At 69.2% G+C, this 25,377-nt stretch carries 26 protein-coding genes; 14 read left to right on the forward strand and 12 right to left on the reverse strand.

The annotated features are described in order from the left end of the window. The first annotated feature begins 538 nt into the window (after positions 1-538). Positions 539-3,046, forward strand: a complete 2,508-nt coding sequence (locus ACGFNP_RS49990) for an ATP-dependent Clp protease ATP-binding subunit (protein WP_358320480.1) — start codon at positions 539-541, stop codon at positions 3,044-3,046. 320 nt (positions 3,047-3,366) lie between these two features. Continuing rightward, positions 3,367-4,305, forward strand: coding sequence for a TIM barrel protein (locus ACGFNP_RS49995; RefSeq protein ID WP_358320478.1), 939 nt, complete (start codon positions 3,367-3,369; stop codon positions 4,303-4,305). Positions 4,306-4,391: 86 nt separating this feature from the next. Here ACGFNP_RS49995 and ACGFNP_RS50000 read toward each other — a convergent pair whose 3' ends face one another. Further along, on the reverse strand, positions 4,392-4,862 hold the full coding sequence (locus tag ACGFNP_RS50000; RefSeq protein ID WP_358320475.1) for a MarR family winged helix-turn-helix transcriptional regulator: 471 nt from the start codon (positions 4,860-4,862) through the stop codon (positions 4,392-4,394). 113 nt (positions 4,863-4,975) lie between these two features. On the opposite strand from ACGFNP_RS50000, the gene ACGFNP_RS50005 reads away from it, so the two are divergent. Beyond that, entirely contained in the window at positions 4,976-5,302 is a 327-nt protein-coding gene (locus ACGFNP_RS50005; protein ID WP_358320473.1) for a cupin domain-containing protein, read from the forward strand. A gap of 224 nt (positions 5,303-5,526) precedes the next feature. Next, positions 5,527-5,943, forward strand: a complete 417-nt coding sequence (locus ACGFNP_RS50010; RefSeq protein ID WP_393330332.1) for a cupin domain-containing protein — start codon at positions 5,527-5,529, stop codon at positions 5,941-5,943. 8 nt (positions 5,944-5,951) lie between these two features. Here the strand turns inward: ACGFNP_RS50010 and ACGFNP_RS50015 are convergent, their stop codons facing one another. Further along, entirely contained in the window at positions 5,952-6,827 is an 876-nt protein-coding gene (locus tag ACGFNP_RS50015; RefSeq protein ID WP_393330335.1) for an A/G-specific adenine glycosylase, read from the reverse strand. A gap of 78 nt (positions 6,828-6,905) precedes the next feature. On the opposite strand from ACGFNP_RS50015, the gene ACGFNP_RS50020 reads away from it, so the two are divergent. Beyond that, positions 6,906-7,583: a hypothetical protein gene (locus ACGFNP_RS50020; RefSeq protein WP_358320464.1), complete on the forward strand. Its 678-nt coding sequence runs from the start codon at positions 6,906-6,908 to the stop codon at positions 7,581-7,583. A 15-nt stretch (positions 7,584-7,598) separates the two neighbouring features. Here ACGFNP_RS50020 and disA read toward each other — a convergent pair whose 3' ends face one another. Genes disA through ACGFNP_RS50045 form a run of 5 tightly spaced genes read right to left on the reverse strand, consistent with a single transcriptional unit; the run spans position 7,599 to position 11,604 of the window. Beyond that, positions 7,599-8,681, reverse strand: coding sequence for a DNA integrity scanning diadenylate cyclase DisA (disA, locus tag ACGFNP_RS50025; protein ID WP_358320461.1), 1,083 nt, complete (start codon positions 8,679-8,681; stop codon positions 7,599-7,601). A gap of 41 nt (positions 8,682-8,722) precedes the next feature. After that, positions 8,723-10,129, reverse strand: a complete 1,407-nt coding sequence (gene radA, locus ACGFNP_RS50030) for a DNA repair protein RadA (protein WP_358320459.1) — start codon at positions 10,127-10,129, stop codon at positions 8,723-8,725. 56 nt (positions 10,130-10,185) lie between these two features. Then, positions 10,186-10,491, reverse strand: coding sequence for a thioredoxin (trxA, locus tag ACGFNP_RS50035; RefSeq protein ID WP_358320456.1), 306 nt, complete (start codon positions 10,489-10,491; stop codon positions 10,186-10,188). Continuing rightward, positions 10,488-10,862 carry a MerR family transcriptional regulator gene (locus ACGFNP_RS50040; protein ID WP_219532997.1) on the reverse strand — a complete coding sequence of 125 codons (375 nt, stop codon included), beginning with the start codon at positions 10,860-10,862 and terminating at the stop codon, positions 10,488-10,490. The genes trxA and ACGFNP_RS50040 overlap by 4 nt, the downstream gene beginning before the upstream one ends. Before the next feature lie 43 nt (positions 10,863-10,905). Next, positions 10,906-11,604, reverse strand: coding sequence for a class I SAM-dependent methyltransferase (locus ACGFNP_RS50045; protein ID WP_393330338.1), 699 nt, complete (start codon positions 11,602-11,604; stop codon positions 10,906-10,908). A 55-nt stretch (positions 11,605-11,659) separates the two neighbouring features. Between ACGFNP_RS50045 and ACGFNP_RS50050 the strand changes: the two genes are divergently transcribed. The 7 genes from ACGFNP_RS50050 to ACGFNP_RS50080 all read left to right on the forward strand — a co-directional run bounded on the left by ACGFNP_RS50050 (position 11,660) and on the right by ACGFNP_RS50080 (position 18,344). Beyond that, positions 11,660-12,469, forward strand: coding sequence for a sugar phosphate isomerase/epimerase (locus ACGFNP_RS50050; protein ID WP_358320448.1), 810 nt, complete (start codon positions 11,660-11,662; stop codon positions 12,467-12,469). Positions 12,470-12,480: 11 nt separating this feature from the next. Then, on the forward strand, positions 12,481-13,230 hold the full coding sequence (locus ACGFNP_RS50055; RefSeq protein ID WP_358320446.1) for a class I SAM-dependent methyltransferase: 750 nt from the start codon (positions 12,481-12,483) through the stop codon (positions 13,228-13,230). Further along, the gene (locus ACGFNP_RS50060; protein ID WP_358320443.1) at positions 13,227-13,808 is read left to right on the forward strand and encodes a TetR family transcriptional regulator; all 582 of its coding nucleotides are present in this window, start codon (positions 13,227-13,229) and stop codon (positions 13,806-13,808) included. The genes ACGFNP_RS50055 and ACGFNP_RS50060 overlap by 4 nt, the downstream gene beginning before the upstream one ends. A gap of 115 nt (positions 13,809-13,923) precedes the next feature. Further along, entirely contained in the window at positions 13,924-16,023 is a 2,100-nt protein-coding gene (locus tag ACGFNP_RS50065; protein ID WP_358320440.1) for a (Fe-S)-binding protein, read from the forward strand. A 148-nt stretch (positions 16,024-16,171) separates the two neighbouring features. Further along, the gene (locus ACGFNP_RS50070) at positions 16,172-16,969 is read left to right on the forward strand and encodes a hypothetical protein (protein ID WP_358320437.1); all 798 of its coding nucleotides are present in this window, start codon (positions 16,172-16,174) and stop codon (positions 16,967-16,969) included. Then, positions 16,966-18,033: a glycosyltransferase gene (locus ACGFNP_RS50075; RefSeq protein ID WP_393330342.1), complete on the forward strand. Its 1,068-nt coding sequence runs from the start codon at positions 16,966-16,968 to the stop codon at positions 18,031-18,033. Before ACGFNP_RS50070 ends, ACGFNP_RS50075 begins: the two co-directional genes overlap by 4 nt. Positions 18,034-18,062: 29 nt before the next feature. Then, positions 18,063-18,344: a metal-sensitive transcriptional regulator gene (locus ACGFNP_RS50080; RefSeq protein ID WP_080044376.1), complete on the forward strand. Its 282-nt coding sequence runs from the start codon at positions 18,063-18,065 to the stop codon at positions 18,342-18,344. 506 nt (positions 18,345-18,850) lie between these two features. On the opposite strand, the gene ACGFNP_RS50085 is transcribed toward ACGFNP_RS50080, so the two are convergent. Beyond that, positions 18,851-20,542, reverse strand: coding sequence for a hypothetical protein (locus tag ACGFNP_RS50085; RefSeq protein WP_393330345.1), 1,692 nt, complete (start codon positions 20,540-20,542; stop codon positions 18,851-18,853). 62 nt (positions 20,543-20,604) lie between these two features. On the opposite strand from ACGFNP_RS50085, the gene ACGFNP_RS50090 reads away from it, so the two are divergent. Beyond that, a complete protein-coding gene (locus ACGFNP_RS50090) occupies positions 20,605-21,507 on the forward strand; it encodes a hypothetical protein (protein WP_358320429.1) in 903 nt (300 codons plus the stop codon). Here the strand turns inward: ACGFNP_RS50090 and ACGFNP_RS50095 are convergent. After that, positions 21,479-22,000, reverse strand: a complete 522-nt coding sequence (locus ACGFNP_RS50095; RefSeq protein WP_358320426.1) for a gamma carbonic anhydrase family protein — start codon at positions 21,998-22,000, stop codon at positions 21,479-21,481. The two genes, ACGFNP_RS50090 and ACGFNP_RS50095, sit on opposite strands and share 29 nt — an antisense overlap. A gap of 147 nt (positions 22,001-22,147) precedes the next feature. Between ACGFNP_RS50095 and ACGFNP_RS50100 the strand changes: the two genes are divergently transcribed. Continuing rightward, the gene (locus tag ACGFNP_RS50100; protein ID WP_393330348.1) at positions 22,148-23,278 is read left to right on the forward strand and encodes a hypothetical protein; all 1,131 of its coding nucleotides are present in this window, start codon (positions 22,148-22,150) and stop codon (positions 23,276-23,278) included. A 264-nt stretch (positions 23,279-23,542) separates the two neighbouring features. Here ACGFNP_RS50100 and ACGFNP_RS50105 read toward each other — a convergent pair whose 3' ends face one another. From ACGFNP_RS50105 to ACGFNP_RS50115, 3 genes are all read right to left on the reverse strand, one after another. Continuing rightward, entirely contained in the window at positions 23,543-23,782 is a 240-nt protein-coding gene (locus tag ACGFNP_RS50105; protein ID WP_358020553.1) for a hypothetical protein, read from the reverse strand. Between the two features lie 119 nt (positions 23,783-23,901). After that, positions 23,902-24,654 (reverse strand): GntR family transcriptional regulator, encoded by a 753-nt coding sequence (locus ACGFNP_RS50110; RefSeq protein WP_358320419.1) that lies wholly within the window; start codon positions 24,652-24,654, stop codon positions 23,902-23,904. Between the two features lie 151 nt (positions 24,655-24,805). Then, positions 24,806-25,270 carry a VanZ family protein gene (locus tag ACGFNP_RS50115; protein ID WP_358320415.1) on the reverse strand — a complete coding sequence of 155 codons (465 nt, stop codon included), beginning with the start codon at positions 25,268-25,270 and terminating at the stop codon, positions 24,806-24,808. Positions 25,271-25,377: the final 107 nt, after the last annotated feature.

Genomic DNA, 25,377 nt, shown 5'->3' on the forward strand with positions numbered 1-25,377 from the left:
CCCATATGTGATCATTTTGGGCTGATCGCTCGGTAGATTCCGGGCGGTTTTCCGTTCTGGTGCGTTCCAGCCCCGGGTGTGGGCTCCCCGGTGGCGCGACGGCCCGGGTTGGTAACCCGGCTGACCAGACGGGCGATTTCGCGGCCTCCGGGCGACGTACCACGATCGATTGGCGCGGAGCGCGCTTCCCTACATAGGATGTTTGCGTATGGCTCACTGATGTGGCATGGGCGATGCGCGGGCGAGCCCTCTCACCCGTGGCGGCCAGAAGCCGCTCCATGTTGATCTGCCGGCGCCGTGGCGACCAATTCCAGGTGCTTCGCCGAAGCTTCCCAAACATCGTTCGCTTGCGGCGTATCGGGAACACGTAACCCCCGATCGGTAGTTGGATAGAGGGTGAACGCCCTGCTCCCGGGGAACGTCTCTGCTATAGAGCGTGTCAGTGGCAGTGGGCACGGTTCGCCGAGCCAGGGCTAGCATGCGGGATGACGGGACCGGATTTACCGGCCTGACTGACCGCTCTGTGAGGAGCGACGAGATGTTCGAGAGGTTCACCGACCGAGCAAGGCGGGTTGTCGTCTTGGCCCAAGAAGAGGCCAGGATGCTCAACCACAACTACATCGGCACTGAGCACATTCTTCTTGGTTTGATCCATGAAGGTGAGGGCGTAGCCGCCAAGGCTCTGGAGAGCCTCGGCATCAGCCTTGAAGGAGTGCGTCAGCAGGTCGAGGAGATCATCGGCCAAGGCCAGTCGGCTCCGTCGGGGCACATTCCGTTCACCCCGCGGGCCAAGAAGGTTCTTGAGCTGTCGCTCCGTGAGGCCTTGCAGCTGGGTCACAACTACATCGGCACCGAGCACATCCTGCTCGGGCTCATCCGTGAGGGTGAGGGTGTGGCAGCCCAGGTGCTGGTCAAGCTTGGAGCCGATCTCAACCGTGTCAGGCAGCAGGTCATCCAGTTGCTCCACGGCTACCAGGGCAAGGAGCCGGCCGCAGCCGGCGGCCCGCAGGAGTCGGCCCCGTCGACCTCCCTGGTGCTCGATCAGTTCGGCCGTAACCTGACCCAGGCCGCCCGCGAGGGCAAGCTGGATCCGGTCATCGGCCGTGAGAAGGAGATCGAGCGGGTCATGCAGGTCCTCTCCCGGAGGACCAAGAACAACCCGGTGCTGATCGGCGAGCCCGGCGTCGGCAAGACCGCCGTCGTCGAGGGCCTGTCGCAGAAGATCGTCAGGGGCGAGGTGCCCGAGACGCTGAAGGACAAGCAGCTCTACACGCTTGACCTCGGCGCTCTGGTGGCGGGTTCCCGCTACCGCGGTGACTTCGAAGAGCGTCTGAAGAAGGTGCTCAAGGAGATCCGCACGCGCGGCGACATCATCCTGTTCATCGACGAGCTGCACACGCTCGTCGGCGCGGGCGCGGCCGAGGGCGCGATCGACGCGGCCAGCATCCTCAAGCCGATGCTGGCGCGTGGCGAGCTGCAGACCATCGGTGCCACGACCCTCGACGAATACCGCAAATACCTGGAGAAGGACGCCGCTCTGGAGCGGCGCTTCCAGCCGATCCAGGTGGCCGAGCCCTCGCTCAGCCACACGATCGAGATCCTCAAGGGTCTGCGCGACCGCTATGAGGCGCACCACCGGGTGTCCATCACCGATGGCGCGCTGGTCGCGGCCGCGCAGCTGGCCGATCGCTACATCAGCGACCGCTACCTTCCCGACAAGGCGATCGACCTCATCGACGAGGCCGGTTCGCGGATGCGCATCCGCCGGATGACCGCTCCGCCGGACCTGCGCGAGTACGACGAGAAGATCGCCAACGTCCGCCGGGACAAGGAGTCCGCGATCGACGCGCAGGACTTCGAGAAGGCGGCCGCCCTCCGCGATCAGGAGAAGCAGCTCCAGCTCAAGCGCGAGCGGCGCGAGAAGGAGTGGAAGGCCGGCGACATGGACGTCGTGGCCGAGGTCACCGAGGAGCTCATCGCCGAGGTCCTGGCGACGGCCACCGGCATCCCGGTCTTCAAGCTGACCGAGGAGGAGTCGCAGCGCCTGCTCCGCATGGAGGACGAGCTGCACAAGCGGATCATCGGTCAGGACGACGCCATCAAGGGCCTGTCCCGGTCGATCCGGCGCACCCGCGCCGGGCTGAAGGACCCGCGCCGTCCCGGTGGCTCGTTCATCTTCGCCGGCCCGTCCGGCGTCGGTAAGACCGAGCTGTCCAAGGCGCTGGCGGAGTTCCTCTTCGGTGACGAAGACGCTCTGATCAGCCTGGACATGTCGGAGTTCATGGAGAAGCACACCGTCTCCAGGCTGTTCGGTTCGCCTCCCGGCTACGTCGGCTACGAGGAGGGCGGTCAGCTCACCGAGAAGGTGCGGCGCAAGCCGTTCTCCGTGGTCCTGTTCGACGAGATCGAGAAGGCCCACCCCGACATCTTCAACTCGCTGCTGCAGATCCTGGAAGACGGTCGCCTGACCGACGCCCAGGGCCGCGTGGTGGACTTCAAGAACACGGTCATCATCATGACCACCAACCTCGGCACCCGCGACATCTCCAAGGGCATCGGGGTCGGGTTCGCCAAGTCCAACGACGCCGACTCCAACTACGAGCGGATGAAGTCCAAGGTCCAGGAGGAGCTCAAGCAGCACTTCCGGCCCGAGTTCCTCAACCGTGTCGACGACATCGTGGTCTTCCACCAGCTGACGCCGGCGGAGATCATCCTGATCGTGGACCTGATGCTCGCTCAGGTCGACGCCCGGATGAAGGACCGCGACATGGGGCTCGACGTCTCGCAGGAGGCCAAGCAGCTGCTGGCCGACCGCGGTTACGACCCGGTCATGGGTGCCCGGCCGCTGCGCCGGACCATCCAGCGCGAGCTCGAAGACTCGCTGTCGGAGAAGATCCTGTACGGCGAGCTCCGTCCGGGCCAGATCGTCAAGGTCACGATCGAGGGCGAAGGCGACGACGCGAAGTTCATCTTCACCGGTGAGGACGCGGCGTCCAGCCAGGTTCCCGACTCGGCCGCGGCGATCGCGGCGCCGATCAAGAACTAACGGCGCCCGAGTTCGACCCAGCGACCCCCGTGTGAGAGATCACACGGGGGTTTCGTCGTTTCATAGGCCGGTTGCTTAATTTGTTGGAAACCTGGGTGTACCGCCACCGGTAGTAGTACTACACTGCGTAGAGCATCGCCTGGCCTCCCCATGTCGTCCGCAAGACGGCGTTCCCAAGGGGAGGGCTGCTCCCTGGGGAGTACGCGCGAATCAACTCAGGGCGGACGCGTGCGCCACCCGGCAGCAGGCATGCTCGACAGAGTCCGCATCATCCCCAGGGCGGGCGACGGGAACGACCAGTGCAAGCCGTGGAGGATTCAATGCGTCTGCGTCACGATGACGGAACGCTGGTTCACCTCGCCTACAACGCAGGCGTACACCCCGCGGAAGACCTGGAGAACCTGATCGCCCACCTGACCCGCTACGCGGTGCCGGTGCGCAAGCGGCTCGGGGTCGAGCGGATGGGCGTCGGCCTGTGGCTCTCGCCCGCCGTGGCCGACCACCTCACGGCCGACCGCATCGAGCTCGTACGGCTGCGCAGGTCGCTGGAGGAGCGCGGCCTGGAGGTGGTGAGCCTCAACGGCACCGGCGGGCGCAACCTGGAGGTGCCAGGTCCCGACTGGGCCAAGCCGGAGCGCTACCGCTACACGATGGCGCTGGCCAAGATCCTGGCGTTCCTGCTGCCCGACGACGTACGGTTCGGCAGCATCTCCACCATCCCGATCGGCTGGCGCCACGACTGGCCCGCCGACCTGCACGCCATCGCCACCCGGCGGCTCGAACGGCTGGCCAGAGAGCTCCGTGGCATCTACAGCGTCACCGGCAAGACCATCCGCGTCGGCTTCGAGCCGTGGCCCGGCTGCGTGCTGGAGACGACCGAGCAGGCGCTGGAGCGGGTGTGCGGGATCGACTCCGACCACCTGGGCGTGTGCCTCGACGCCTGCCACCTGGCCTGCGGCGCCGAGGAGCCGGGTGCGGCACTGCGCGGCCTGGCCGCGGCGGGCGCTCCGGTGGTCAAGCTGGGGCACGTGCACAACCACACAGGGGATACGCCCAGTACGGGCGCGGTGCTGTACGACACGATGGCGGCGATGCTGTCGGGCGCGGTCAGCGGGAGCGCGCACATCGAGGTCGAGACGCACAACCTGGCGGTGCCGGGACGCGCCAAGGGGCCGGGGGCGCTGGTGTCCCTGCTGGCCGAACAGCTCGACTGGGCCCGCAACAGCCTGACCGGGCTGGGCCTGCAACTGGCCGCGTAACAACCTGACCGCGGTTGGGCCTGCAACTGGCCGTGTAACAGCCTGACCGCGGTCGGGCCTGCATCCAGCCGCGTAGCTCCCGGCCGCTACAGCGTCCCGAACCAGCCCGGCGTGTCCAGACGGAACAGGTCGGGCGGAGTTACCTTGCGAAGATCGGCCACCAGGGCCTGGACGCGCTCTTCGCCCAGTTCCCCGGCCCAGCGTTCGCGGAGGGTTTCGAAGATGCGGCCCGAGCGGACCAGGGCGTCGACGCCGTAGGGCGTCAGACGGACGATCTTACGTCGCGTGTCGTGGGGGTCCACGGTGCGCTCCACATAGCCGATGCGTTCCAGCACGTCGATCGTCTTGCCGGCCGCCTGCTTGGAGACGCCCAGCGTCCGGCCGAGGTCCACGGCGGTCGTGCTGCCCCGGCCGATCGCCTGCATGACGAAGCCGTGCATCGGCCGGATGTCGGGATGGCCCTGGCGGCCCAGCTCCGCGTGGAGCTCGTCGATGAGCACGCGGAAGCCGAGAAGGAGGCGGAGCGGAAGCTCGAAGCCGGGGATGTCGCTTGACACGATAGACAACCTGGTTCACTATATAGACAACTTTGTTGTCCATCTTAGGGGTTGCCGGGATGACTGTCATCCGTGATGCCGATGCGCGTCGATCAGAGACCGCCGGCGGGGTCATGACCACGTTCGCCTCGCCGAGCCAAGGGGGTGCGTCGCGGTCCCTGTGGCGGGTCGACGCCAAGCCCGGTGTGGCCGGGCCGTCGCACGACTTCGACAGCGAGCAGGTGTGGACGTGGCTGGCCGGGACGGCCACCGTCGAGCTGGGCGAGGAGACGTTCGGCGTCGGGCCGGGCGACACCGTCGTCATGCCCGCCCGCACGGTACGGCGCGTCACGGCCGGCGCCGAGGCCGGCTACACGGCCGTGGTGACGGCACCGGCCGGAGCCAGGGCACTCGCGGCCGACGGCTCTGACGCCTACGGCACGCCACCGTGGATCGCGTGACCCACCGCCCGTACGCCCGACCACAGACCGGCCACCAACTGCCGGTCACCCGCGAACCACAGGCCAGTCGCTAGCACTAGTCGCGCTGCCCAGGACCCGCGCTGCCCAGGGCCCGTGGGCCGCCAACAAGCGCGGTCCGTGTGCCCTGGCCGGAGGCCGGTCATCAACCGTAGGTCGCCGACCGATTGTCAACCGCAAGCCGATCATCCATTGAGGAGAAACCGATGCCTGTTGTCCTTTCCGCCGGCTCCCGCCGGACCGAGACGCCCAACGCCGTCATGACCACCCTCGCCTCACCGACCCAGGGCGAGGCGGGGGCGGCCGTGTGGCGGGTGGACGCCGTGCCGGGGATGGTGGGGCCGGTCCACGTCTTCGACGCCGAGTCCGTGTGGACGTGGCTGGCCGGGACGGCCACTGTCGAGCTGGGCGGCGAGCTGTTCACCGTGGGGCCCGGCGACACCATGGTGCTGCCCGCCGACGTGACCCGGCAGATGACGGCCGATCCACGCGACGGCTTCGCGGCGATCGTGGTCGCGTCTCCGGGAGTCGAGGCGTACAACCCGGACGGCGTGTCGGCCCCGGACGCCTGCGACCTGGCGCCCAAGGGCTCGGAGCGGACGGTCCCGCCCTGGGTCCGGTGAGCCGGCGGTCAGGAGTGGGGCAGGCGGTAGGTGCCGTCGTCGAGGTGTTCGGCCAGGCCGTCCGCGATCAGGCCGTCCAGGGCGCGCTCTCGTTGCACCGGATCGTCCCAGACCACGTCGAGCGCGGCCTTGGGCACCGGCCCGTGGGCCGCCCGCAGCACCGCCAGCAGGCGCCCCCGGCACTGGCGGTCGGTCCCCGCGTACGTCTGGCCCTTGCGGGCGGGCCCGTCATGCGGCGGCTTGCCGGCCAGGCGCCACGCGCACACCTGGGCGATCGGGCAGTCGGCGCAGCGTGGCGTGCGGGCCGTGCAGACCAGGGCGCCCAGCTCCATGACGGCCACGCCCCAGCGGGCGGCACCGAGCTCGGGCAGGAGCGTCTCGGCCAGCCGACGTTCGGCGGCGGAGGTGGCCGTCGGCGGATACTCCTCGGCCCGTACCGCCCTGGCGAACACCCGCCGGACGTTGGTGTCGAGGATCGCGTGCCGCCCGCCGTACGCGAAGCTGGCGACCGCGGCGGCGGTGTACTCGCCGATGCCGGGCAGGGCCAGCAGGGTCGCGTGGTCCGACGGCACCTCGCCGTCGTGCTCCTCGGTGATGGCCTTCGCGCACGCGTGCAGCCGCAACGCCCGGCGCGGGTAGCCGAGCCTGCCCCAGTGGCGTACGGCCTCGCCGGGGAGCTCGGCCGCCAGGGCCTTCGGGGTGGGCCAGCGGTTCATCCACTCGTGCCAGATGGGCAGGACGCGGATGACCGGGGTCTGCTGCAGCATGATCTCGCTGACGAGCACGCCCCACGGCGTCGCGTTGGCGGTACGCCACGGGAGGTCTCGGGCGTTGTCCTCGTACCACTCCAGAACGGGGACGTGTAGGAGGTTCGGCTCAACCACGCGCCCTAGGCTATGCCGAGATGGCGACCAGCGGCGTGTCGTCACACTCCGTGGCCAATGGATTACCATGCTGTGTGTATGGATCCGGATACGATGGGTGACGGCAGCGGCGACATCTACTGGCGACGGCGTATGAGCGTCCTGGTGGCGGTTCTCGTCGTGGTGGCGGTTGTCGCTTGGGCGTGTTCCAGCGGGGGGAGCGGGCCGCAGCGGCCCTCCAGCACGCAGAGCTCCGTGAGCGTCACCCCGACGGCGGCGGATCCGCTGCTCGCCGGTCTGCACACCATGACCGTGAGCACCGGCACCCCCTCGCCCACACCGAGCGCCGGCAAGACCACGACGGCGGCCCTGCCGCCCCAGCGGCCCGGCGATCCCTGCAGCGAGGGCGACCTGGTGCTCAGCATGCAGGGCAAGCAGGATGTCTACGCGCCAGGCGCCCAGCCCAACTTCCTCATCAGCCTGGTCAACACCGGCCCCGTCATGTGCTCCGCCGACGTGGGCCCGCGGTCCATGGAGGTCCGCATCACCTCCGGGGAGGACCGCATCTGGTCCAACTCCGACTGTGTCAGCGGCGAGGCCACCGAGCTCAGGCAGTTGCAGCGCGGGGTCCCCTTCGTGCGCTCGCTCGACTGGGACCGGCGCCGCTCCAGCAGCGACTGCCGCACCGACCCGCCGGCCGCCCTGCCGGGCACGTACGTGGCCGTGGTGCACATGGGCAAGCTCAGAAGCCCGATGGGCGTCTTCCACCTTCGCTGAGGAAGGCCGGCGGGCTCAGACGTAGCGCTCCAGGATGGAGGACTCCGCGAGCCGGGAGAGCCCCTCGCGGACGCTGCGCGCCCGGGACTCGCCGACGCCCCCCACGGCCTGGAGGTCGTCGATGCTGGCGGCCAGCAGCTTCTGCAGCCCGCCGAAGTGGTTGACCAGCCGATCGACGACGGTCGCGGGCAGGCGGGGCACCTTGGCCAGCAGACGGAACCCGCGCGGGCTGACCGGGCTGTCGAGCGTCTCGTCCTCGCTGTGGCCCAGCACGTGAGCGACCGTCGCGAGGTTGAGCAGCTCCTCGCTCGAGAGCGCGTCGAGATCGTGCATGGCCTCGGTGAGGCGCCGGTGACGGCGGCCGGCGGGGGTCGGGAGGTAGTCGCGCACGACCAGCTCACGCTCCGAGTCGACGCCCGCCACCAGCTCGTCGAGCTGCAGTGACAGGAGCCTGCCGTCGGTGCCGAGCTCGACCACGTAGCCCTTGATCTCGTCGGAGATGCGCCTGACCATCTCCAGCCGCTGGGCGACGGCGGCCACGTCACGGACCGTCACCAGGTCCTCGATCTCCAGGGCCGACAGCGTGCCGGAGACCTCGTCGAGGCGGTGCTTGTAGCGTTCGAGCGTGGCCAGGGCCTGGTTGGCCTTGGACAGGATGGCCGCCGACTCCTCCAGCACGTAGCGGATGCCGTCGAGGTAGAGGGCGATGATCCGCATCGATTTGCTGATCGCGATGATCGGCAGTCCGGTCTGGCGGGCGACCCGCTGCGCGGTGCGGTGGCGGGTGCCCGACTCGTCGGTGGGGATGCCCGGGTCCGGCACCAGGTGCACGGCGGCGCGGACGATCCGCTGGCCGTCGCCGACCACGATCGCGCCGTCCATCTTGGCCAGCTCGCGCAGGCGCGTGGCGGAGAACTCGACATCGAGCTCGAACCCGCCGCTGGACACCTCTTCGACCACGCTGTTGTAGCCGAGCACGATCAGGCCGCCGGTCTGACCGCGCAGGATCCGCTCCAGGCCGTCGCGTAGCGGTGTGCCCGGGGCCACGGAGGCCAGGGCTTCGCGACGGCGGTCGTCGAGACTCCTGTCGTTTGGCACCTGACCCCCGTGTCGAAATAGTCAGGTCAAGCTTAGCCGCGCTATGTGACGTGTGTGAGTGCGTCCCAGACGTTCTCCACCTCTACCACCTCGAAGCCGGCCGCGAACGCCACCGGCCCCACGGGCACCAGGGAACGCTGTCCGTCACGCCGGCTGCCGCCCTGGTCGAGGGATCCGGCGGGCACCAGCCCGCGTTTGAACCCCAGCCGCGCGGCCTCACTCAGCCGTCGCCGCACGTCCTTCACCGGGCGCAACTCGCCCGCCAGCCCCACCTCGCCCATGGCCACCAGACCGGCCGGCAGCGGCTTGTCGCCCGCCGCGCTGGCCACCGCCAGCATCACCGACAGGTCGATGGCCGGGTCGGACAGCTTGATGCCGCCCACGGTCGCGGTGAACACGTCGCAGCCGCCCAGCTTGGCGTTGAGCCGGCGTTCGAGGACGGCGAGGATCATCTGCACCCGGAAGGTGTCGAGGCCCGAGGAGGTGCGCCGGGGCTGCTGCGCCTCGGTGCGGGCGACCAGGGCCTGGACCTCGGCGGGCAGCGGCCGGGTGCCCTCGACCGTGACGGTCACACAGGTGCCCGGCACCGGCTCGCTGCGCCGCGAGACGAACAGCCCGCTCGGGTCGGTGATGCCCTCGATGCCGCGCTCGTGCAGGTCGAAGCAGCCGACCTCCTCCGTGGGGCCGTACCTGTTCTTGATCGCGCGGACCATCCGCAGCCGGGAGTGGCGGTCGCCCTCGAAGCTGAGCACGACGTCCACCAGGTGCTCCAGGGTGCGCGGCCCGGCGATCGAGCCTTCCTTGGTGACGTGGCCGACGAGCACGGTGGCCATGTTGCGCTCCTTGGCCAGCCGGACCAGATTGGCGGCCACCTCCCGCACCTGCGTCACCCCGCCCGGCACACCGGTGGTCTGCGCGGAGCCGACCGTCTGCACCGAGTCGACGACGAGCATTTTGGGCTGGACCTTGTCGACATGCGCGACCAGCGCCGACAGCTCGGTCTCCGCCGCGAGGTAGAGGTGGTCGCGGATGGCGCCGATGCGGTCGGCCCGCAACCGCACCTGGGCCGCCGACTCCTCGCCCGTGATGTAAAGCACCGTGTCGCGCTCGGACATGCGGGCGGCCGCTTCGAGCAGCAGCGTCGACTTGCCGATGCCGGGCTCGCCGGCCAGCAGCACCACCGCCCCGGGCACCAGGCCGCCGCCGAGAACCCGGTCGAGCTCGCTCACCCCGGTCGTGCGCGCGGCCGCCGTCTCGGCCTTGACCTGGCCGATCGGCACCGCCGGCGCGGTCGTCGCGCCGGCCTGGACGACGTGCACCCCGGCGCGCGCGCCCTCCTCGTCGACCGTGCCCCAGGCCTGGCACTCGCCGCAGCGGCCCACCCACTTCGTGGTGCGCCACCCGCACTCGGCGCAGCGGTAACCGGGCTTCTGCGCAGACTTGACCATGCGGAGCAGGCTAGCGGCCCGCGCCGACAATCTTCACGAGGTACGGGCCCGAAGTCCTACTTCAGGCCCAGTTCGGCCTCGATCATGCGCTTGGGCTTGGCGCCGACGACCTGCTTGACCGGCGCCCCGTTCTCGAACAGCAGCATCGTGGGCAGCCCCATGACGCCATAGCGGGCCGAGATCTCAGGATGTTCGTCGCTGTTGAGCTTGCCGATGGTCAGACCGTGCTCGGTCTCGATCTCCGCGAGTACGGGGGCGACCATGCGGCACGGCCCGCACCATTCGGCCCAGAAGTCGACCAGCACCGGCTTGTCGCTCTTGAGTACCTGCTCCTCGAAGTTGGCGGCGGTCAGCTCAATCATTTCTCTCCTTTAAGCACGCAACCAGGGCACGCCGCGCCGAGCTGGGCGGCGACTTCGGCGCGCCGGGTGAGCAGGACGCGGATCTCGTCGTCGATCTCGGCCAGCTTGCGCTGGTAGACCGCGACAGACTCGCGGCAGGAGCCGCCCGTACTGTGGCCGGAGCGCAGGCAGTCGACGAACGGCCGCGTGTCCTCCAGCGTGAACCCCACGGACAGCAGCGCCCGGATCTCGGACACCAGCTTGATGTCCTCCTCCGCGTAGTCGCGATAGCCGTTGGACCCGCGCCTGGCCGTGAGCAGCCCATGCTGCTCGTAGTAGCGGAGTGATCGGGTGCTCACCCCGGTCCGTTCGGCCAGCTCTCCGATGCGCATGCCCCTACGCTAAACGTTGACACTGACGTCAATGTCAACCCCCCTAGAACGAGCGCCAGCGCAGCACGTTCGGGTAGGGCAGTTCCAGGCCGGGTGTCTCGGCGATCGCCTGCGCGGCCACCTCGGGCGTGAACTCGATGCGCAGCACGGCCTCCAGGTCGGCCCGGCGGGAGAAGGCCATCCGCAGGTCGAGTTGCTGTCGCTGCCAGCCCTGGAGGTCCCAGAAGGCCTCCACCGCCTTGGCGGAGTAGGTGGGCACCGTGCGCTGGAACCAGCCGCCGAAGGCCCCGCGGGTGGCGTCCAGATCGATGACGAAGGCCGCGCCGCCCCGGCGTACCACCCGGGAGAGCTCGCGTAAGCCGGGCTCGCAGCCGGGGCCGAAGAAGTAGGCCCAGCGCGCCACCACGACGTCCACGGACGCGTCGGGCAGCGGCAGGTCCTGTGCGGCGGCGGCGTGGACCTCGACGGAGGGCAGCCCGGCGCAGCGGCGGCGGGCGAGCGTGACCAGATCGCCGTGGGGCTCGACGCCGATCACCTTCGCCGCCTCGGCCGCGAACGCCGGCAGGTGGTAACCGGTGCCGCAGCCGATGTCGAGCACGGTGGCGCCGTTCCAGGAGCGCAGGGCGCGCATCGCCGCGTTGGCCGCTCCGTCAGGGTCGATGGCGCGATTCTCCAGCTCGTAGACCTGGGGGGTGTTCCAGATGTTGGGGCTGGGGATGGCGCCTTTGGCGATCCGTGGCATGGCCCAACCGTACGGGGCGCGCGCCAGAACGTCGTCACCGGCTTAGGCTGGCAGCGTGGCTGATGTCATCCGCGTGCCCAATGCGAAGATCGCATTGTCCACCGCCTCGGTATATCCGGAACGCACTCCCGACGCGTTCGAGCTGGCCGCGCGTCTTGGCTACGACGGGGTCGAGATCATGGTCGGCGCCGATCCCGTGAGCCAGGACATCGATGTGATCGAGCGGCTCTCCGAGCACTACGAAGTCCCCGTGCTGGCCATCCACGCGCCGTGTCTGCTCGTCACGCAGCGCGTCTGGGGCCGCGACCCCTGGGCCAAGCTGGTCAAGGCCCAGAAGGCGGCCGAACGGCTGGGCGCCTCGACGGTCGTGGTGCACCCACCGTTCCGCTGGCAGCGCGAGTACGCGCGCGACTTCGAGACCGGCCTGGCCAGGATGCGTGACGAGACCGGCGTCACGTTCGCGGTGGAGAACATGTTCCCGCTCAAGGCCAGAAACAACGACGTGGTCCCCTACTCGCCCAGCTGGGACCCGACCGACTACGACTTCCCGCACGTCACGCTCGACCTGTCGCATACGGCCGTCTCGGGCACCGACGCCATGGAGATGGCCGCCAAGCTCGGTGACCGGCTCGCCCACCTGCACCTGGCCGACGGCCTCGGCGTGACGAACAAGGACGAGCACCTCGTACCCGGCAGGGGCAACCAGCCGTGCGCGCCCATGCTGGAACGGCTGGCCAACTCCGGCTACGGCGGGCTGGTCGTGCTGGAGATCAACACCCGCAAGGCGGCCAGCCGTACGGAGCGGATCGACGACCTGGCGGAGGCGCTCGCCTTCGCCCGCCTCTACCTGGCGGCGGCCAGATGAGCGTGGGACCGATGAGGGAGCTCGGCAGGGTGTTCGACAGCGTCGCCGACGCCTACGACGCGGGCCGGCCGACGTACCCCGACGAGATGTACCACGCGCTGTCGGAAGTGTCCGGCATCCAGCTCGCCGGCGCGACGGCGGTCGACGTGGGCGCCGGCACCGGCATCCTGACGCGTGCCCTGCGCGCCCGCGGCTCGCGGGTGATCGCGGTGGACGCGGGCTCGGAGATGCTCGCCCGCCTGCTCTCGAAGGCCACGGACGACGGCATCGCCGCACTGCTCGCGGACGGCAACGCCCTGCCGCTGACCGACGGGGTGGCCGACCTGGTGACGTACGCCCAGTCCTGGCACTGGCTCGACCCGGTGGTCTCGATCTCCGAGGCCAGGCGGGTGCTGCGGCCCGACGGGGCCATCGTGGGCTGCTGGAACCTGGCCCACGCCGCCGAGGCCGACTGGCTGGCCGCCCATGAGGCCCGGCTGGCGGCGGAGTGCCCGACCTACTGGGGCCCGGCGCTGGCGGAGTGGTCCGTGCCGCCCATCGCCGCCGCCATGGAGGTGGTCGAGGAGCGCTGGATCGCCTGGACCAGGCTGGTCGGCATCGAGGACTTCCTGCTCAACCTGCGTTCGCATTCCTACATGGCGGCGCTGTCTCCCGAGGCCGCCGACGATCTCGTCGCACGGCAGCGGGTGGAGCTCAGGAAGGTCTTCCCCGAGGGGGTCCTGTACGTGCCCATGCGGGTCTACCTGGCGGTGGGCAGGTGACGAACACGCGCCGTCCGGGGCGCCGGCCGGGCTCGGCGGACACGCGGGGTGAGATTCTCGCCGCGGCTCGTCGTGTCTTCGCCGAGAAGGGCTTCGACAAGGCGACGGTACGCGGCATCGCCAGGGAGGCGAACGTCGATCCCGCCCTGGTGCACCACTACTTCGACACCAAGGAGGGCATGTTCGCGGCGGCGATGCGGCTGCCGGTCACCCCTGACCAGATCGTGCCGCTGCTGCTCGAAGGGCCCCGCGAGGAGATCGGGGAGCGGCTCGTCCGGCTGATCCTGTCGGTGACGGGCGCGCCCGAGACGCGCGAGCCGATGGTCGCGCTGATCCGGTCGGCCATGACGAACGAGCAGGCCGAGAAGATGTTCCGGGAGTTCGTCACGAACGCCCTGCTCTACCGGGTCGCCGACCGGCTCGAGGTGCCGCACCTGCGGATCGAGGCCGCCTTCGCGCAGATGTTCGGCATCGTCATGGGCCGTTACGTGCTCAGGCTGGAGCCGCTGGCGAGCGCCGATCCCGAAGATCTGGTCCAACTGCTGGGGCCGACGGTACAGCGCTACTTGACGGGGTAGAGCATTGTTCTGGACGCACCGCCGACCGTAAGGTTACTAGTCGGTAGGATTCCGGTAGTGCCTGGCCGGTGACGTGACCGTACGCTGGCAGCCAACATCGTCAGTGGGAGGACCCGTGCTCTGGGTGGCCATCATCGGGCTCATCATGACCGTCGCGGCGGTCGCCGTAGCGGGCCGCAGGACGTTGTTCCTGTTCAAGCTCGCGACCGTGGGTCCGCCCGCGCCCGAACGCATCGAATACGCGAAGACGCACGCGGGCACTGAGCTCAAGACGCAACTCGTCGAGGTGTTCGGGCAGAAGAAACTGCTCAAGTGGACACCGTCCGGCACCGCGCACTTCTTCGTGATGTGGGCGTTCTTCATCCTGCTGACCGTCTACATCGAGGCGTACGGCGCCATCGTCCAGGGCGCGATCACCGGTGAGCCCGACTTCCACATCCCGCTCATCGGCACCTGGGCGGTGCTCGGTTTCCTGCAGGACTTCATCGCGGTGGCCTGCCTGCTCGGCCTGCTCGCCTTCGCCGTCATCCGGATCAAGAACTCACCCAAGACGCTCGGCCGCAAGTCCCGCTTCTCCGGCTCCCACCTCGGCGGCGCCTGGCTCGTCCTGTTCATGATCTTCAACATCATCTGGACGCTCTTCCTGGCCCGTGGCGCGGCGGCGGCCAACGGCAACTTCCCCTACTCGTCGGGCGCCTTCGTGTCACTGGCCCTGGGCAAGATTCTGCCCGCCAGCTCGGTGCTGGAGGAGATCGCGCTGCTGCTGCACATCGGCTTCATGCTGGTGTTCCTGGTCATCGTGGTCCACAGCAAGCACCTGCACATCTTCACCGCGCCGCTGAACGTGCTCTTCTCCCGCCGCCCCGACGGCCTGGGCGCCGCGTCCGAGCTGCGCGTCGACGGCAAGCTCGTCGACTTCGAGGACGAGGACCTGGACCCCGAGCGGCTCGGCCGGGGCAAGATCGGCGACACCACCTGGAAGGGCTTCCTCGACTTCTACAGCTGCACCGAGTGCGGCCGCTGCCAGTCGCAGTGCCCCGCGTGGAACACCGACAAGCCGCTGTCGCCGAAGATGCTCATCCTCGACCAGCGTGACCACGCCTTCAAGGTGGCCCCCTACCTGATGGCCGCCTCCACCGAGCACGCGGACACCGACGTGCTCGCGCTGCTCAACAAGCCGCTGGTCGGCGAGGAGGGCGTGATCCACCCGGACGTTCTGTGGTCCTGTACGAACTGCGGCGCCTGCGTCGAGCAGTGCCCGGTCGACATCGAGCACATCGACCACATCCTCGACATGCGCCGCTACCAGGTGATGGTGGAGTCGTCGTTCCCGTCGGAGGCGGGAGTGATGGTCAAGAACCTGGAGAACAAGGGCAACCCGTGGGGCATGTCCGAGATGAAGCGCGCGGACTGGATCTCCGAGCTCGACTTCGAGGTCGAGCTGGTCGAGGACAAGATGCCCGAGGACGCCGAATACCTCTTCTGGGTCGGCTGCGCGGGCGCGCTCGAAGACCGGGCCAAGAAGACCACCAAGGCCGTCGCCGAGCTGCTGCACATCGCGGGCGTGAAGTTCGCCGTGCTCGGCCCGATGGAGGCGTGCACGGGTGACCCGGCCCGCCGTCTGGGCATGGAATACCTGTTCAACATGCTCGCCCAGCAGAACATCGAGACGCTGAACGAGGCGGGCGTCAAGAAGATCGTCGCCACCTGCCCCCACTGCTTCAACACGCTGGCCAACGAGTATCCGCAGCTCGGCGGCACCTACGAGGTCGTACACCACACGCAGCTGCTGGCCAAGCTGGTCGACGAGGGACTGCTCACCCCGATCACGCCGATCGAGGAGAAGATCACCTACCACGACCCGTGCTTCCTCGGCCGCCACAACAAGGTCTACTCGCAGCCCCGCGACATCATGTCGAAGGTGCCCGGCGTGCAGACGCAGGAGATGCACCGGCACAAGGACCGCGGTTTCTGCTGCGGGGCCGGCGGCGCCCGGATGTGGATGGAAGAACGCATCGGCAAGCGCATCAACACCGAGCGCGTCGACGAGGCCCTGACCACCAATCCTGACACTGTCTCCACGGCCTGCCCGTTCTGCATGGTGATGCTCGGTGATGCCATCAACGAGAAGAAGAACAGCGGCCAGGCGAAGGAGTCGTTGGAGGTCGTGGACGTGGCCCAGCTCCTGATCAAATCTGTCAAAACCGGCTCCTGACGGGGCAAAGTCGGACTCCTCTACAGCGCTTGTAGAGGAGTTCCGCACGTCAGAAGGGCCGAGTAGAGGAAAACTGCCATCCACATAACGGGAAAATCACGGTAACCTCAACGTCGCATGGCTTCATTCGACGGGGAGGGGGCTCGTGATGCGCGTCGTCGTCACAGACGCGGAAGTCACGCTCGCCGACGTGCTCTCCCTGCGACTCGCGATCGAGGAGCCGCTGAGGGAAGGCACGGAGCTCGTGCTCAGGCACCGGACGACGGGGGTCGAGCGTGACGTGCTGCTCGGCACGCCGGGCGCCAGGACGCGAGAGGCCAGCCTGGCGGTGTCGCTGGCGCCGCTGATGCTCAGCCCCGGCCGCTGGGACGCCTATCTGCGCCGCGACGGCAAACGTTCGCGGCTGCGCAGCATCGACCCGGGCTTCTCGCTCGACCACCTCGACGCCTACGCCCTGTGCAAGCGGACCCTCGCCTATCGCTCCTATCGCACGCGCAACGGTTTCCTGGCGCTGAAGATAGCCGACGCCGAGCCGGCGGCGGAGGTGCGCTCGATCTGGTTCAGGGAGGGCCGGTTCGAGGTGATGGGTCTGCTCGCCTACACCGGCCTCGATGACGACGACTCGCGTCATGAGGCCAGGCTGGCGCTCCAGCGCGAGCAGCCCACCGGGACGACCATCCGCACGGTGGCCACCGTGCAGGGGGTGCGCTTCCACGCCGCGTTCTCCTTGGTCGACGTGGTCGAGGCCGATCCGGAGTCCTCGGGCGTCTGGGAGCCGTCGCTGGAGGTCGAGGGCGTGCCGACGCCCATGATGCTGGGTGCCCGACTCGACGACATAGACGGCAAGCGCCGCCGGCTGCACTACCCGTCAGCCAGGGTCGACGGGGTGGCCGTCCGTCCCGCCTACACCGCCGACGACGAGCTGCGGATCGAGGTGGGCAGGTGAAGGTCAGCATCTTCGTCTCGTCCGCGTACGCCATGCGTGGCGACATACGCTCCACCCTCAACCTCGCCACCGCCCTCGCCGACCGCCATGACGTCGAGGTGATCAGCCTCCGGCGGCAGAAGGACAAGCCCTTCTTCCCCGTGGGCCCGAAGGTGGCCATGCGCTCCGTGGTCGATCTCCGGCCCGGGGTCAGGCACCTGTTGCCGAGGGGGCAGGTACGCACCGAGGTGGCGCTGTGGCGGGTGCTGCGCAACCTCAAGACCGACGTCCTCATCACCACCAGGCCGGGGTTGAGCGTCCAGGCGGCCAGGCACGCGCCACGGGAGACGCTCAAGCTCGCCAGGGAGTGGGCGCGGCCGGCAATACTCGGGCCCGTCCAGCGCTTCTATCCGCGGCTCGACGCCGTCGTCACGGCCACCGACAGCGCGCAGGAGGAGTGGCGCGAGCTGCTGGGCGAGGGGGCGCCCGTACATGTCGTGCCGGACGCGCTGCCCGGCGGGCCGTGGCCGCGCTCGCGGATGGACAACCGCATCGTCGCGGCGGGCGGCAGGTGGGAGCCCATCAAGGCGTACGACAGGCTGATCAGGGCGTTCGCCACCGTCGCCGACAAGCGGCCGGACTGGCGGCTGCGACTGTACGGCGGGGGCCCAGAGGAGCGGCGGCTGCGTGCTCTCGTCCGGGAGCTCGACCTGCACAACCACGTCTACTTCATGGGCGTCACCCCGGACCTGGCGGGGGAGTTCGCCAAGGCGTCGATCGTGGCCAACACCTCGACCACCGCCGATCTGGGCATGTCCGTGCTGGAGGCCATGGGCTGCGGGGTGCCGGTGGTGGCCTTCGACGGCGCCAGGGGGCCGAACGAGTTCGTGGCCACCGGTTACAACGGGGTGCTGGTGCCGGAGGGCGACGGCGGGCTGGAGCTGTTCGCGGCCGCGCTGCTCGCGCTGATCGACGACGAGCGCCGGCGCCGCTCGCTGGCCGCGGGCGCGCTGGAGACGGCCATCCGGCACGAGGCGGCCGAAGTGGGCGAGCAGTGGGAGAAGCTGCTCAGCGACCTCCGCTGATTGATACGGGTTACGGGTACCGTAGGAGCATGCATGGGTACAGCGGAGACAAGCAGGCGTATCTGACGCGGCTCAGGCGGATCGAGGGGCAGATCAGGGGTCTGCAGCGGATGGTCGACGACGACGCCTACTGCATCGACGTGCTGACCCAGGTGTCCGCGGCGACGCGGGCGCTGCAGGCGGTGGCTCTCGGGCTGCTTGAGGAGCACATCTCGCACTGCGTGGCCGATGCCATCAACACCGGCGGGCCCGAGGCGGAGGCGAAGGTCAAAGAAGCGTCGGCGGCGATCGCGCGTCTCGTCCGTTCGTAGGAGCGTCTCGTCCGTTCGTAGGAGATGGCGCGCGCAGTTAACTAGTTATGTTGTGCGGTAGTGAACCATCCGCGGAAACCACCGTCCCGGACCCCGATGGGATCCGGGACTAGGTCATTAGTGATGGTCTTCAGCGACTCGCCGAAGTCCGCAATCCGAGCGCGTCGTCGAGCTCGTCCAAGGTCAGCCGCCGCTCACTGATAGCGACGGCGGTGAGCACCTCAGCGTAGAGCGCAATCTCGTCCAACGCGACACGGTCGTGGACCCGAGAGTCCAGGTCATCGTGCCCCACCGCGTCGTCCTTCCTTCCGCAGCCCACACCCTCTACGAGGTTACGGCGGGGGCCCTTCGGGCGACATGGCCCATCGGAGTCATTCCTTTGAACGCCGCCTGGGCCCCATGGGGATCATTTCCCGAATCCGAGATCACAATTCAGCTAATGGTGCGTTGCCTCAAGTGTTAGAAGGCTATAGGCGGGGTTAGGGTGAAATAGCGGTATTAGTGGTTTAGGAGTGCATGTCGTCGCGTTCGGGGATCAAGCGATGGACCAGCGCCGCCGCTCCCGCGAACCCGCGCTCCGGCACCCGCGCCCCCGTAAGCCGCCCCCACGCCAGCCCGACGGCGTACGCGGCCCCCAGCACGGCCGCCGCTGCCGCCCGATCGGGCGGCTCGACACCGGATCCTGACGCCCGCGCCTCCTCTTGCACGGACGCCGCCCTCCCCGCCCCCGGCACGCCATGAGCGCCCGTCCCCGGCGCCGAGTGAGCGCCTGTCTCCGGCATGGCGTGAGCGCCGGTTTCCGGCACGGCAAAGGCGCCCGGCTGTCGTGCGCCGTGGGTGCCCGTTCCCGGCGTGACGTAAGCGCCTGTTCCTGGTACGGCGTGAGCGCCGGTTTCCGGCAAGGCGTAGGCGCCGGTTTCCGGCATGGCGTAGGCGCCTGTTCCTGGTACGGCGTGAGCGCCCGTCTCCGGCATGGCGTAAGCGCCTGTTTCCGGCATGGCGTGAACACCGACCCCGGTCCATGAAGAGGGCACCGCGTAGGCGCCCGTCTCCGGTGGGTCGGAGCGCCATGGGTAGGGCGGGGGCGTCTGCGCGGGGAAGCCCTCCGGTTGGGTGGTCTCCGCCGCGGAGGTGCTCGTCAGCCCGGCCCTGGCGAGCTCGTCGTACGCCCGCCGCAAACGGTGGTCCAGGTAACCGGGAAGCAGCCCCCGCGAGTCGGAGAGGTCCGCCAGGAAGGCGGCCGCCGCCCGGGCCGGCTCGGTGGTGAAGTCCAGCGCCTCGACCAGGTCGTACACGGTGTGGCGGAAGTGCGCCTCGGGGTCGGTCTCCACCAGCACCCCCCGGCCCAGCCGCTCCGGCAGCCGGTCGAGCCACGCCTGTCGTACCGTGTGGTCGTCGCGCAGGGCCGCGCGGTCGTCCAGGTGGGGCTGTCTCAGAGTGGGCTCCACCATCGTGAGCAGCGCCAGCGCGCGCGGCCTGAACCGGGGGTCCGAGAGCAGGATCTGGGCCGTGTCGGCCATCATCGCGGCCAGCCGGAGCGCGGCTCGGGAGTGGCCGGCGCGCAGCCGCTCGGAGACGAGCGTGACGAGGTCGAGCAGCGGTGGCGCGGGCAGCCAGCGCACCCACTCGTCACCGGGGAGCGGCCGCCGCAGATATTCGCCGAAGGCCGTGATGAGCCGCTCGTTGCCGTCGAAGGCGGGCGCGTACGCGCACCACATGATCGTCCCCCAGATCGCGGCGACCGTGCTCGGCACGTCTCTGGCGAAGATCTGGTCGAAGGCGCTCATCGGGTAGTCGCGCTCGGACCGGCGTTCCTCGCCCCGCAGCAGCAGCCGGATCCGATCGGTGAGCGCGTGGGGCACGTCGGGGCCGACGAACGCCTGGGTGGAGCCGGGCTCGGCGGCGAAGTCGGGCCCGCGCGGTATCACCCGGGTGGGCAGCACCGCGGCGGGGTGCCCCGCGTTGCGGGTGAGAGCGCCTCTGGGCGGCGGTGAGGCGTGCCAGCGGCCGTCGGCGGGGTCGTGCAGATACCAGCACGCGTGCGCCCCGAACAGCCATCTGTCGCCCTCGGGTGTCACCAGGGCTCTGGCCGCGATCACCTGGGCGCGTACGGGCACGGGAAGCCCCTGCCAGCGCGGGTCCGCGACCATCGCGCGGACGTCCGCCTCGACGGCGGTGAACGCATTCCAGGGGCGCACGGCGGCCATCGTACTGGTCCGATCTCAATCGACAAGAGGCTCTACACGGCAGAATGTCCACTATGAGGGCAACATGGGTAGGGGTTCTGTCGGTCGTCGGCGTCCTCGCGGGGTGTGGGACGGTTACCTCGGCGCAACCTTCTCCCACCGGCCCCGGTGTCCTGACCCTGAAGGACGCCTTACCCCCCAAGCCCGGCGGAGAGGTGGGCTCGGCGTCGGACGAGTTCGCCGCCGCCACCGGTCTGTCGGTGTGGAGCAAGCTGAGCGAGACCGAAAAGGACCTCGATCGGATCGCCAAACTTGACGTGAACACGACCGCCAAGGGCTCGTTATACCTGGAGCCCAAGGTTTCCGCGTGGTTCGACGGCTTCCGCGGCCCGTTCGTCTACCAGGAACTCGCCGGGGACATCGTCATGCACGCGCGGCTCAAGGTCGAGGGCAAGAAGGGCGCCAAGCCCACGCGGAAGTTCTCGCTGGGCGGCCTGATGGCCAGGGTGCCCAATTCGTACGGGAAGGCGAACTGGATGTCGGTCACCACCGGCACGGCCGACGCGAGCGGCCGGCTGGAGATGACGTACACCAAGGACGGTAGTTCCGGGCCGCACGAGGTCACGATCAAGAGCGGCTGGGTGGAGCTCGTCCTGGCCAGGGTCGGGCGCCTCGCGGTGGCCCTGTACAAGGAGGACGGCGGCGCCTGGAAGGTCGGCGGGCGCTGGCCGTCGGAGCTGCCCGAGGTGCTGCAGTGGGGCATGACCGCCTACACCGACTGGGACAGCTACGGCGCGCTCAAGAAGGACCCCACCAAGGGCAATGCCAAACAGGTCAAAGGCACGCCCGACCTCAAGCTGACCGTCGACTTCGTCCGGTTTCTCCGGCCCGAGCTGCCCGACTACGCGGACCCGCTCAACACCGCGTCGGTGCCGGACGACGTCCTGATCAAAGTGGTGACGCCGTCCGGTGCCTGAGCGCCTTGGCCATGTAGTTGTCCGGCGTGCTCGCGAAGCTCGCCCGGTCGTCGTCGGTGAGCTCGCGCATGATCTTCCCCGGCACCCCGGCGACCAGCACCCCGGCCGGGATCTTCTTGCCCGGGCCGACCAGCGCGCCGGCCGCGACCAGAGTGCCCGCGCCGATGCGGGCGCCACCGAGCACGATCGCGCCGATGCCGATCAGCGCTCCGGACTCCACATGGGCGCCGTGCACCATGGCCTTGTGGCCGAGACTGACCCGGTGCTCCAAGATCGCCGGCTCGCCCGCGTCAGAATGGAGACAGCACAGATCCTGTACGTTGCACTCCTCGCCGATCTCTATTCGCTCGTCGTCACCCCGGAGAACGGAGCCGTACCAGATGCTGGACGCCCGGCCCACTCGCACCCTGCCCACCACGACGGCGCCTGGCGCGATGTACGCCTCGGGATGAATGTCCGGCTCTGCCCCGTTGTCCAATGCAGCGATGTACATCTGTCACATGGTAATTCCCGGCTCAGGTCTGGTGTTCCGGTTGCGGACGTGGGCAGATGGCAGGAAAGTCGATTCCTGACGTCTCGACGCCAGACCCTTACAAGCTGCCGGTTTCCCCCGCCTCACGCAAACCCTTAGGTAACCCCCATGACAAACCAGCACGAGAGCATTCCCGATCTGATGCAAGAGGACACCTTCGAAGTCGTGATGCGCGGCTACAACCGCCGTCAGGTACACGACTACATGATCCGTACCCGTAACCAAGTCCGAGATCTGGAAGAGCGGCTGGCGCGGGCGATCGACCAGGCCGAGCAGGGCCGGGTCGAGCTGGCGGAGGCCAGACGGCGCATGGTGGAGGCGCCGCAGAGCTACGAGGACCTCAGCCCCAGGCTGGCGCAGATTCTCCGGCTGGGGGAAGAGGAAGCCGCCGCCAAGAAGGAGGACGCCGAGGCCGAGGCCGTCAGCGTGCGTGACGCCGCCAAGTCGGAGGCCGACCGGCTGGTCACCTCCGCGCGTGAGACGGCGGACAACATGCTGACCTCCGCTCAGTCGGAGGCCGAGCGGCGCGTGGGCGAGGCGACGGGGGCCGCCGAGCGCATGCTGGCTCAGGCGGGCGCCGACGCCGAGGAGAAGCTGACCAGCGCGCGCACGGAGGCGGAGGACACCGTGCGGGAGGCGCGGGCCGAGGCCGACAGCGTGCTCACCTCCGCCAAGCAGGAGGCCGAGCAGCTTCTGGAGTCCGCCGGCTCGGAGGCTGAGCGGACCCTCACGAGCGCTCGCGCCGAGGCCGAGTCGACGCTCGAGTCGGCGCGGCAGCGGGTCGAGTCGCTCGACGAGCACGCGGGCCGGCGCGTCGAATACCTGAGCAACACGCACACCGAGGTCGTGCGGAGGCTGACCGAGATCAGTTCCGTGCTCGGTGACCTCATGCAGACCGAGAGCAAGGCGGGCCCGCTCGTCATCGAGCCGGCTTCCACGCCCGAGCCCGCTCCCCTGGAGCCCGCTGCGCAGGACACCGTCGCTCAGGACACCGTCGCTCAGGACACCGTCGCTCAGGACACGGTCGCTCTGGACGCTGTCGCCCAGGACACCGTCATCCAGGAGGCCGTCGTCCAGGACGCTGTCGTCGAGGAGCCGGAGCACCTGCCGACTCCGCAGGACGACGTGCGGGTCATCGTCGAGGACAACCCGGCCGAGCGGACGGCGGAGGTCGCCCGCCCCGTCTCCGACGACACGGACGTCGACATCATCGGCCGCCTGTCGGACGTCCGCCGCTGACCGGCGAAACGCCGCTGATCCACAGGCTGCCGACGGACAGGTCCCGATGAGGATGCCCCGGTAAGCAGGTAAGGGCCCCGCCCGATGTGGCGGGGCCCTTTCACATCCCACGGGCGGAAGCCCCCGCCCCCGATCGGGTCGGGGGCTTCCGCGCTCGCAGCCCCTATGGGGGCCCGGTGCCGGAGCCGCCGAGACGCTGGACCCGGCACCGGGCTGCTCGCGAGCGTCTGCGGCGTACCGCCGGAACGGCCCGCCGCGACGCGATCACGGAGGCGCCGGACCGGCTCGCGGCTCGTGCTCGCCGGCCCTGCTCTCCTGGTCCCGGAGCTGCTCGCGCAGGCCCTCCGGGTCGTCGGCGTCGATGGTCATCGCACACCCGGCATCGCGCTGCGCCGCGCTGAGCGGGTGATGTCGCGTGGCCCACCATCGGCCGGCGTCGCTCCGCCAGATGGTCCACTGCGCGAACTCCCGGGCGATGTCGGCTAGATGCCGGTCAAAGGACATCTGATCATCCCTCCGGGACCCACGCGAGGTTCCATCTCCTTGAAGGGTCCGTCACATCTCTAGAGAAGGCAATGATCGCAAGGGACAGGTCAACCTATCGCTTGACATTTCTGCTTGACCTAAGCGTCGAAGTCGTACTGGAGTACGTACGCCGCCGAGTCCAGGACCATCTCGTTGAGCTCGACGGGCACGCCCGTCGCGGTGTAGGCGGTCCGGGTGATCACGATCACCGGAGTGCCGCCGGGCAGGTCGAGCAGCCCGGTCTCGCGCGGTCCCGGCATCCTGGCCCGTACCTCCTCGGTGAAGTGGGTGGGCGGCAGGCCGAGATCGCGCAGCCTCGCGTACACGCCGCCCGGCCCCGTGTCGGGGGACGTGATGGCGCTGCCCTCGACCAGGCGGGCGGGGAAGTAGGACGTGGCGAGCTGCACGGGCCGGGCGTCGACCGAGTAGCGGCGCCGCCGTACCCATACCTCGCCGCTGTCGAGGACGCCCGCGACCTCCTCGGCCGCCCGCTCGCGCGCCACCTCCACCTCGTCCACGGTGAAGGGGCGGCCGCGGGTGTCGGCGTCCCAGATGGTGCGCCCCTGACCCCACTGCTCGCGGGAGAGCCGGCGTGAGCCGTGCCGTCGGATCGGTTTGAACAGTCGCACGTAGACCCCCGAGCCTCGCTTCGGTACCGCCAGCCCCTCGTTGATCAGTACGGCGAGCGCCTGCCTGGCGGTGGCGCGGGCGATCCCGTAGTCGGCCATGAGCGCGTTCTCGCCCGGTAGCCGATCCCCGTCGCGCAGTTCGCCGGACAGAATCCGGGATCGGAGACCGTCGGCGATGCGTCGATAGATCGGAGAATCGTGGGGAACCGGGACTTCAGACACGTTCGACCACCCTCTGTCACCAACCGGGTTTGGCGTCTCCAGAGAACTTGCCCCGTCTTGTCCACGATCGCACAGATACGGGGGATGGTCGCGAGCTTCTTTTGAGCGCATCATGCCTGTGTGATGAAGTCGGCCAGGTTTCAGCGGACCGTTATCGTGGAACGGTCCCAGCCGCTACTCGGCTCGCCCACCAGCGGCGAGTAATCAGCGCGGCGAGCACGGCGCCCGAGGTGTTGACGATCACGTCGTCGATCGACGAGAGCCGGCCCAGCCGCAGGCCGTACTGAAGCGCCTCCACGGTGACCGAGGCGGCGGCCGCGACGGCGGCGACGCGGGCCGTCGAGGCCATCCGCGCGGTGCGTACGGGCAGCAGCGCGCCGAGCGCGGCGAAGACCAGCAGATTGCCTCCCACCTGCACCAACACGGTCTCCCAAGGCGCGTTGACCACGTCGATGAGGTCGCTGAACGGCACGAGGCTGACCCCGGCCGGACCCCCTGCCGGAGTGAGGATCATCCACACCCACGGCGCGGTGCCGACGGCGATGCCGATGTCGGCCAGGGCGGTGCGGACGGGTGCCGGATGGCCGGCTCGGGCGCGGTGACGGGCGAGGAGCAAGATTGCCAGTGCGGCCAGCGGCAGCGCAAAAGTACCAGCAATAATGACGTTTCCCCACAAACCCCACGTCCGAGCCATCGGACCATGATGGCGGCCGTCCAGTGGTA

The organism is Nonomuraea sp. NPDC049269 (assembly GCF_043197155.1).
Classification (GTDB): domain Bacteria; phylum Actinomycetota; class Actinomycetes; order Streptosporangiales; family Streptosporangiaceae; genus Nonomuraea.

Bases quoted from the DNA above. Each gene is read 5' to 3' on its own strand.
- ACGFNP_RS50095 (WP_358320426.1), bottom strand. From the start codon at position 22,000: ATGTACATCGCTGCATTGGACAACGGGGCAGAGCCGGACATTCATCCC.
- trxA (WP_358320456.1), bottom strand. From the start codon at position 10,491: ATGATTGAGCTGACCGCCGCCAACTTCGAGGAGCAGGTACTCAAGAGC.
- ACGFNP_RS50045 (WP_393330338.1), bottom strand. From the start codon at position 11,604: ATGCCACGGATCGCCAAAGGCGCCATCCCCAGCCCCAACATCTGGAAC.
- ACGFNP_RS50040 (WP_219532997.1), bottom strand. From the start codon at position 10,862: ATGCGCATCGGAGAGCTGGCCGAACGGACCGGGGTGAGCACCCGATCA.
- ACGFNP_RS50080 (WP_080044376.1), top strand. From the start codon at position 18,063: ATGCATGGGTACAGCGGAGACAAGCAGGCGTATCTGACGCGGCTCAGG.
- ACGFNP_RS50100 (WP_393330348.1), top strand. From the start codon at position 22,148: ATGACAAACCAGCACGAGAGCATTCCCGATCTGATGCAAGAGGACACC.
- ACGFNP_RS50005 (WP_358320473.1), top strand. From the start codon at position 4,976: ATGACCACGTTCGCCTCGCCGAGCCAAGGGGGTGCGTCGCGGTCCCTG.
- ACGFNP_RS49990 (WP_358320480.1), top strand. From the start codon at position 539: ATGTTCGAGAGGTTCACCGACCGAGCAAGGCGGGTTGTCGTCTTGGCC.
- ACGFNP_RS49995 (WP_358320478.1), top strand. From the start codon at position 3,367: ATGCGTCTGCGTCACGATGACGGAACGCTGGTTCACCTCGCCTACAAC.
- ACGFNP_RS50010 (WP_393330332.1), top strand. From the start codon at position 5,527: ATGCCTGTTGTCCTTTCCGCCGGCTCCCGCCGGACCGAGACGCCCAAC.
- ACGFNP_RS50070 (WP_358320437.1), top strand. From the start codon at position 16,172: ATGCGCGTCGTCGTCACAGACGCGGAAGTCACGCTCGCCGACGTGCTC.
- ACGFNP_RS50090 (WP_358320429.1), top strand. From the start codon at position 20,605: ATGAGGGCAACATGGGTAGGGGTTCTGTCGGTCGTCGGCGTCCTCGCG.
- ACGFNP_RS50020 (WP_358320464.1), top strand. From the start codon at position 6,906: ATGGATCCGGATACGATGGGTGACGGCAGCGGCGACATCTACTGGCGA.
- radA (WP_358320459.1), bottom strand. From the start codon at position 10,129: ATGGTCAAGTCTGCGCAGAAGCCCGGTTACCGCTGCGCCGAGTGCGGG.
- ACGFNP_RS50105 (WP_358020553.1), bottom strand. From the start codon at position 23,782: ATGTCCTTTGACCGGCATCTAGCCGACATCGCCCGGGAGTTCGCGCAG.
- ACGFNP_RS50055 (WP_358320446.1), top strand. From the start codon at position 12,481: ATGAGGGAGCTCGGCAGGGTGTTCGACAGCGTCGCCGACGCCTACGAC.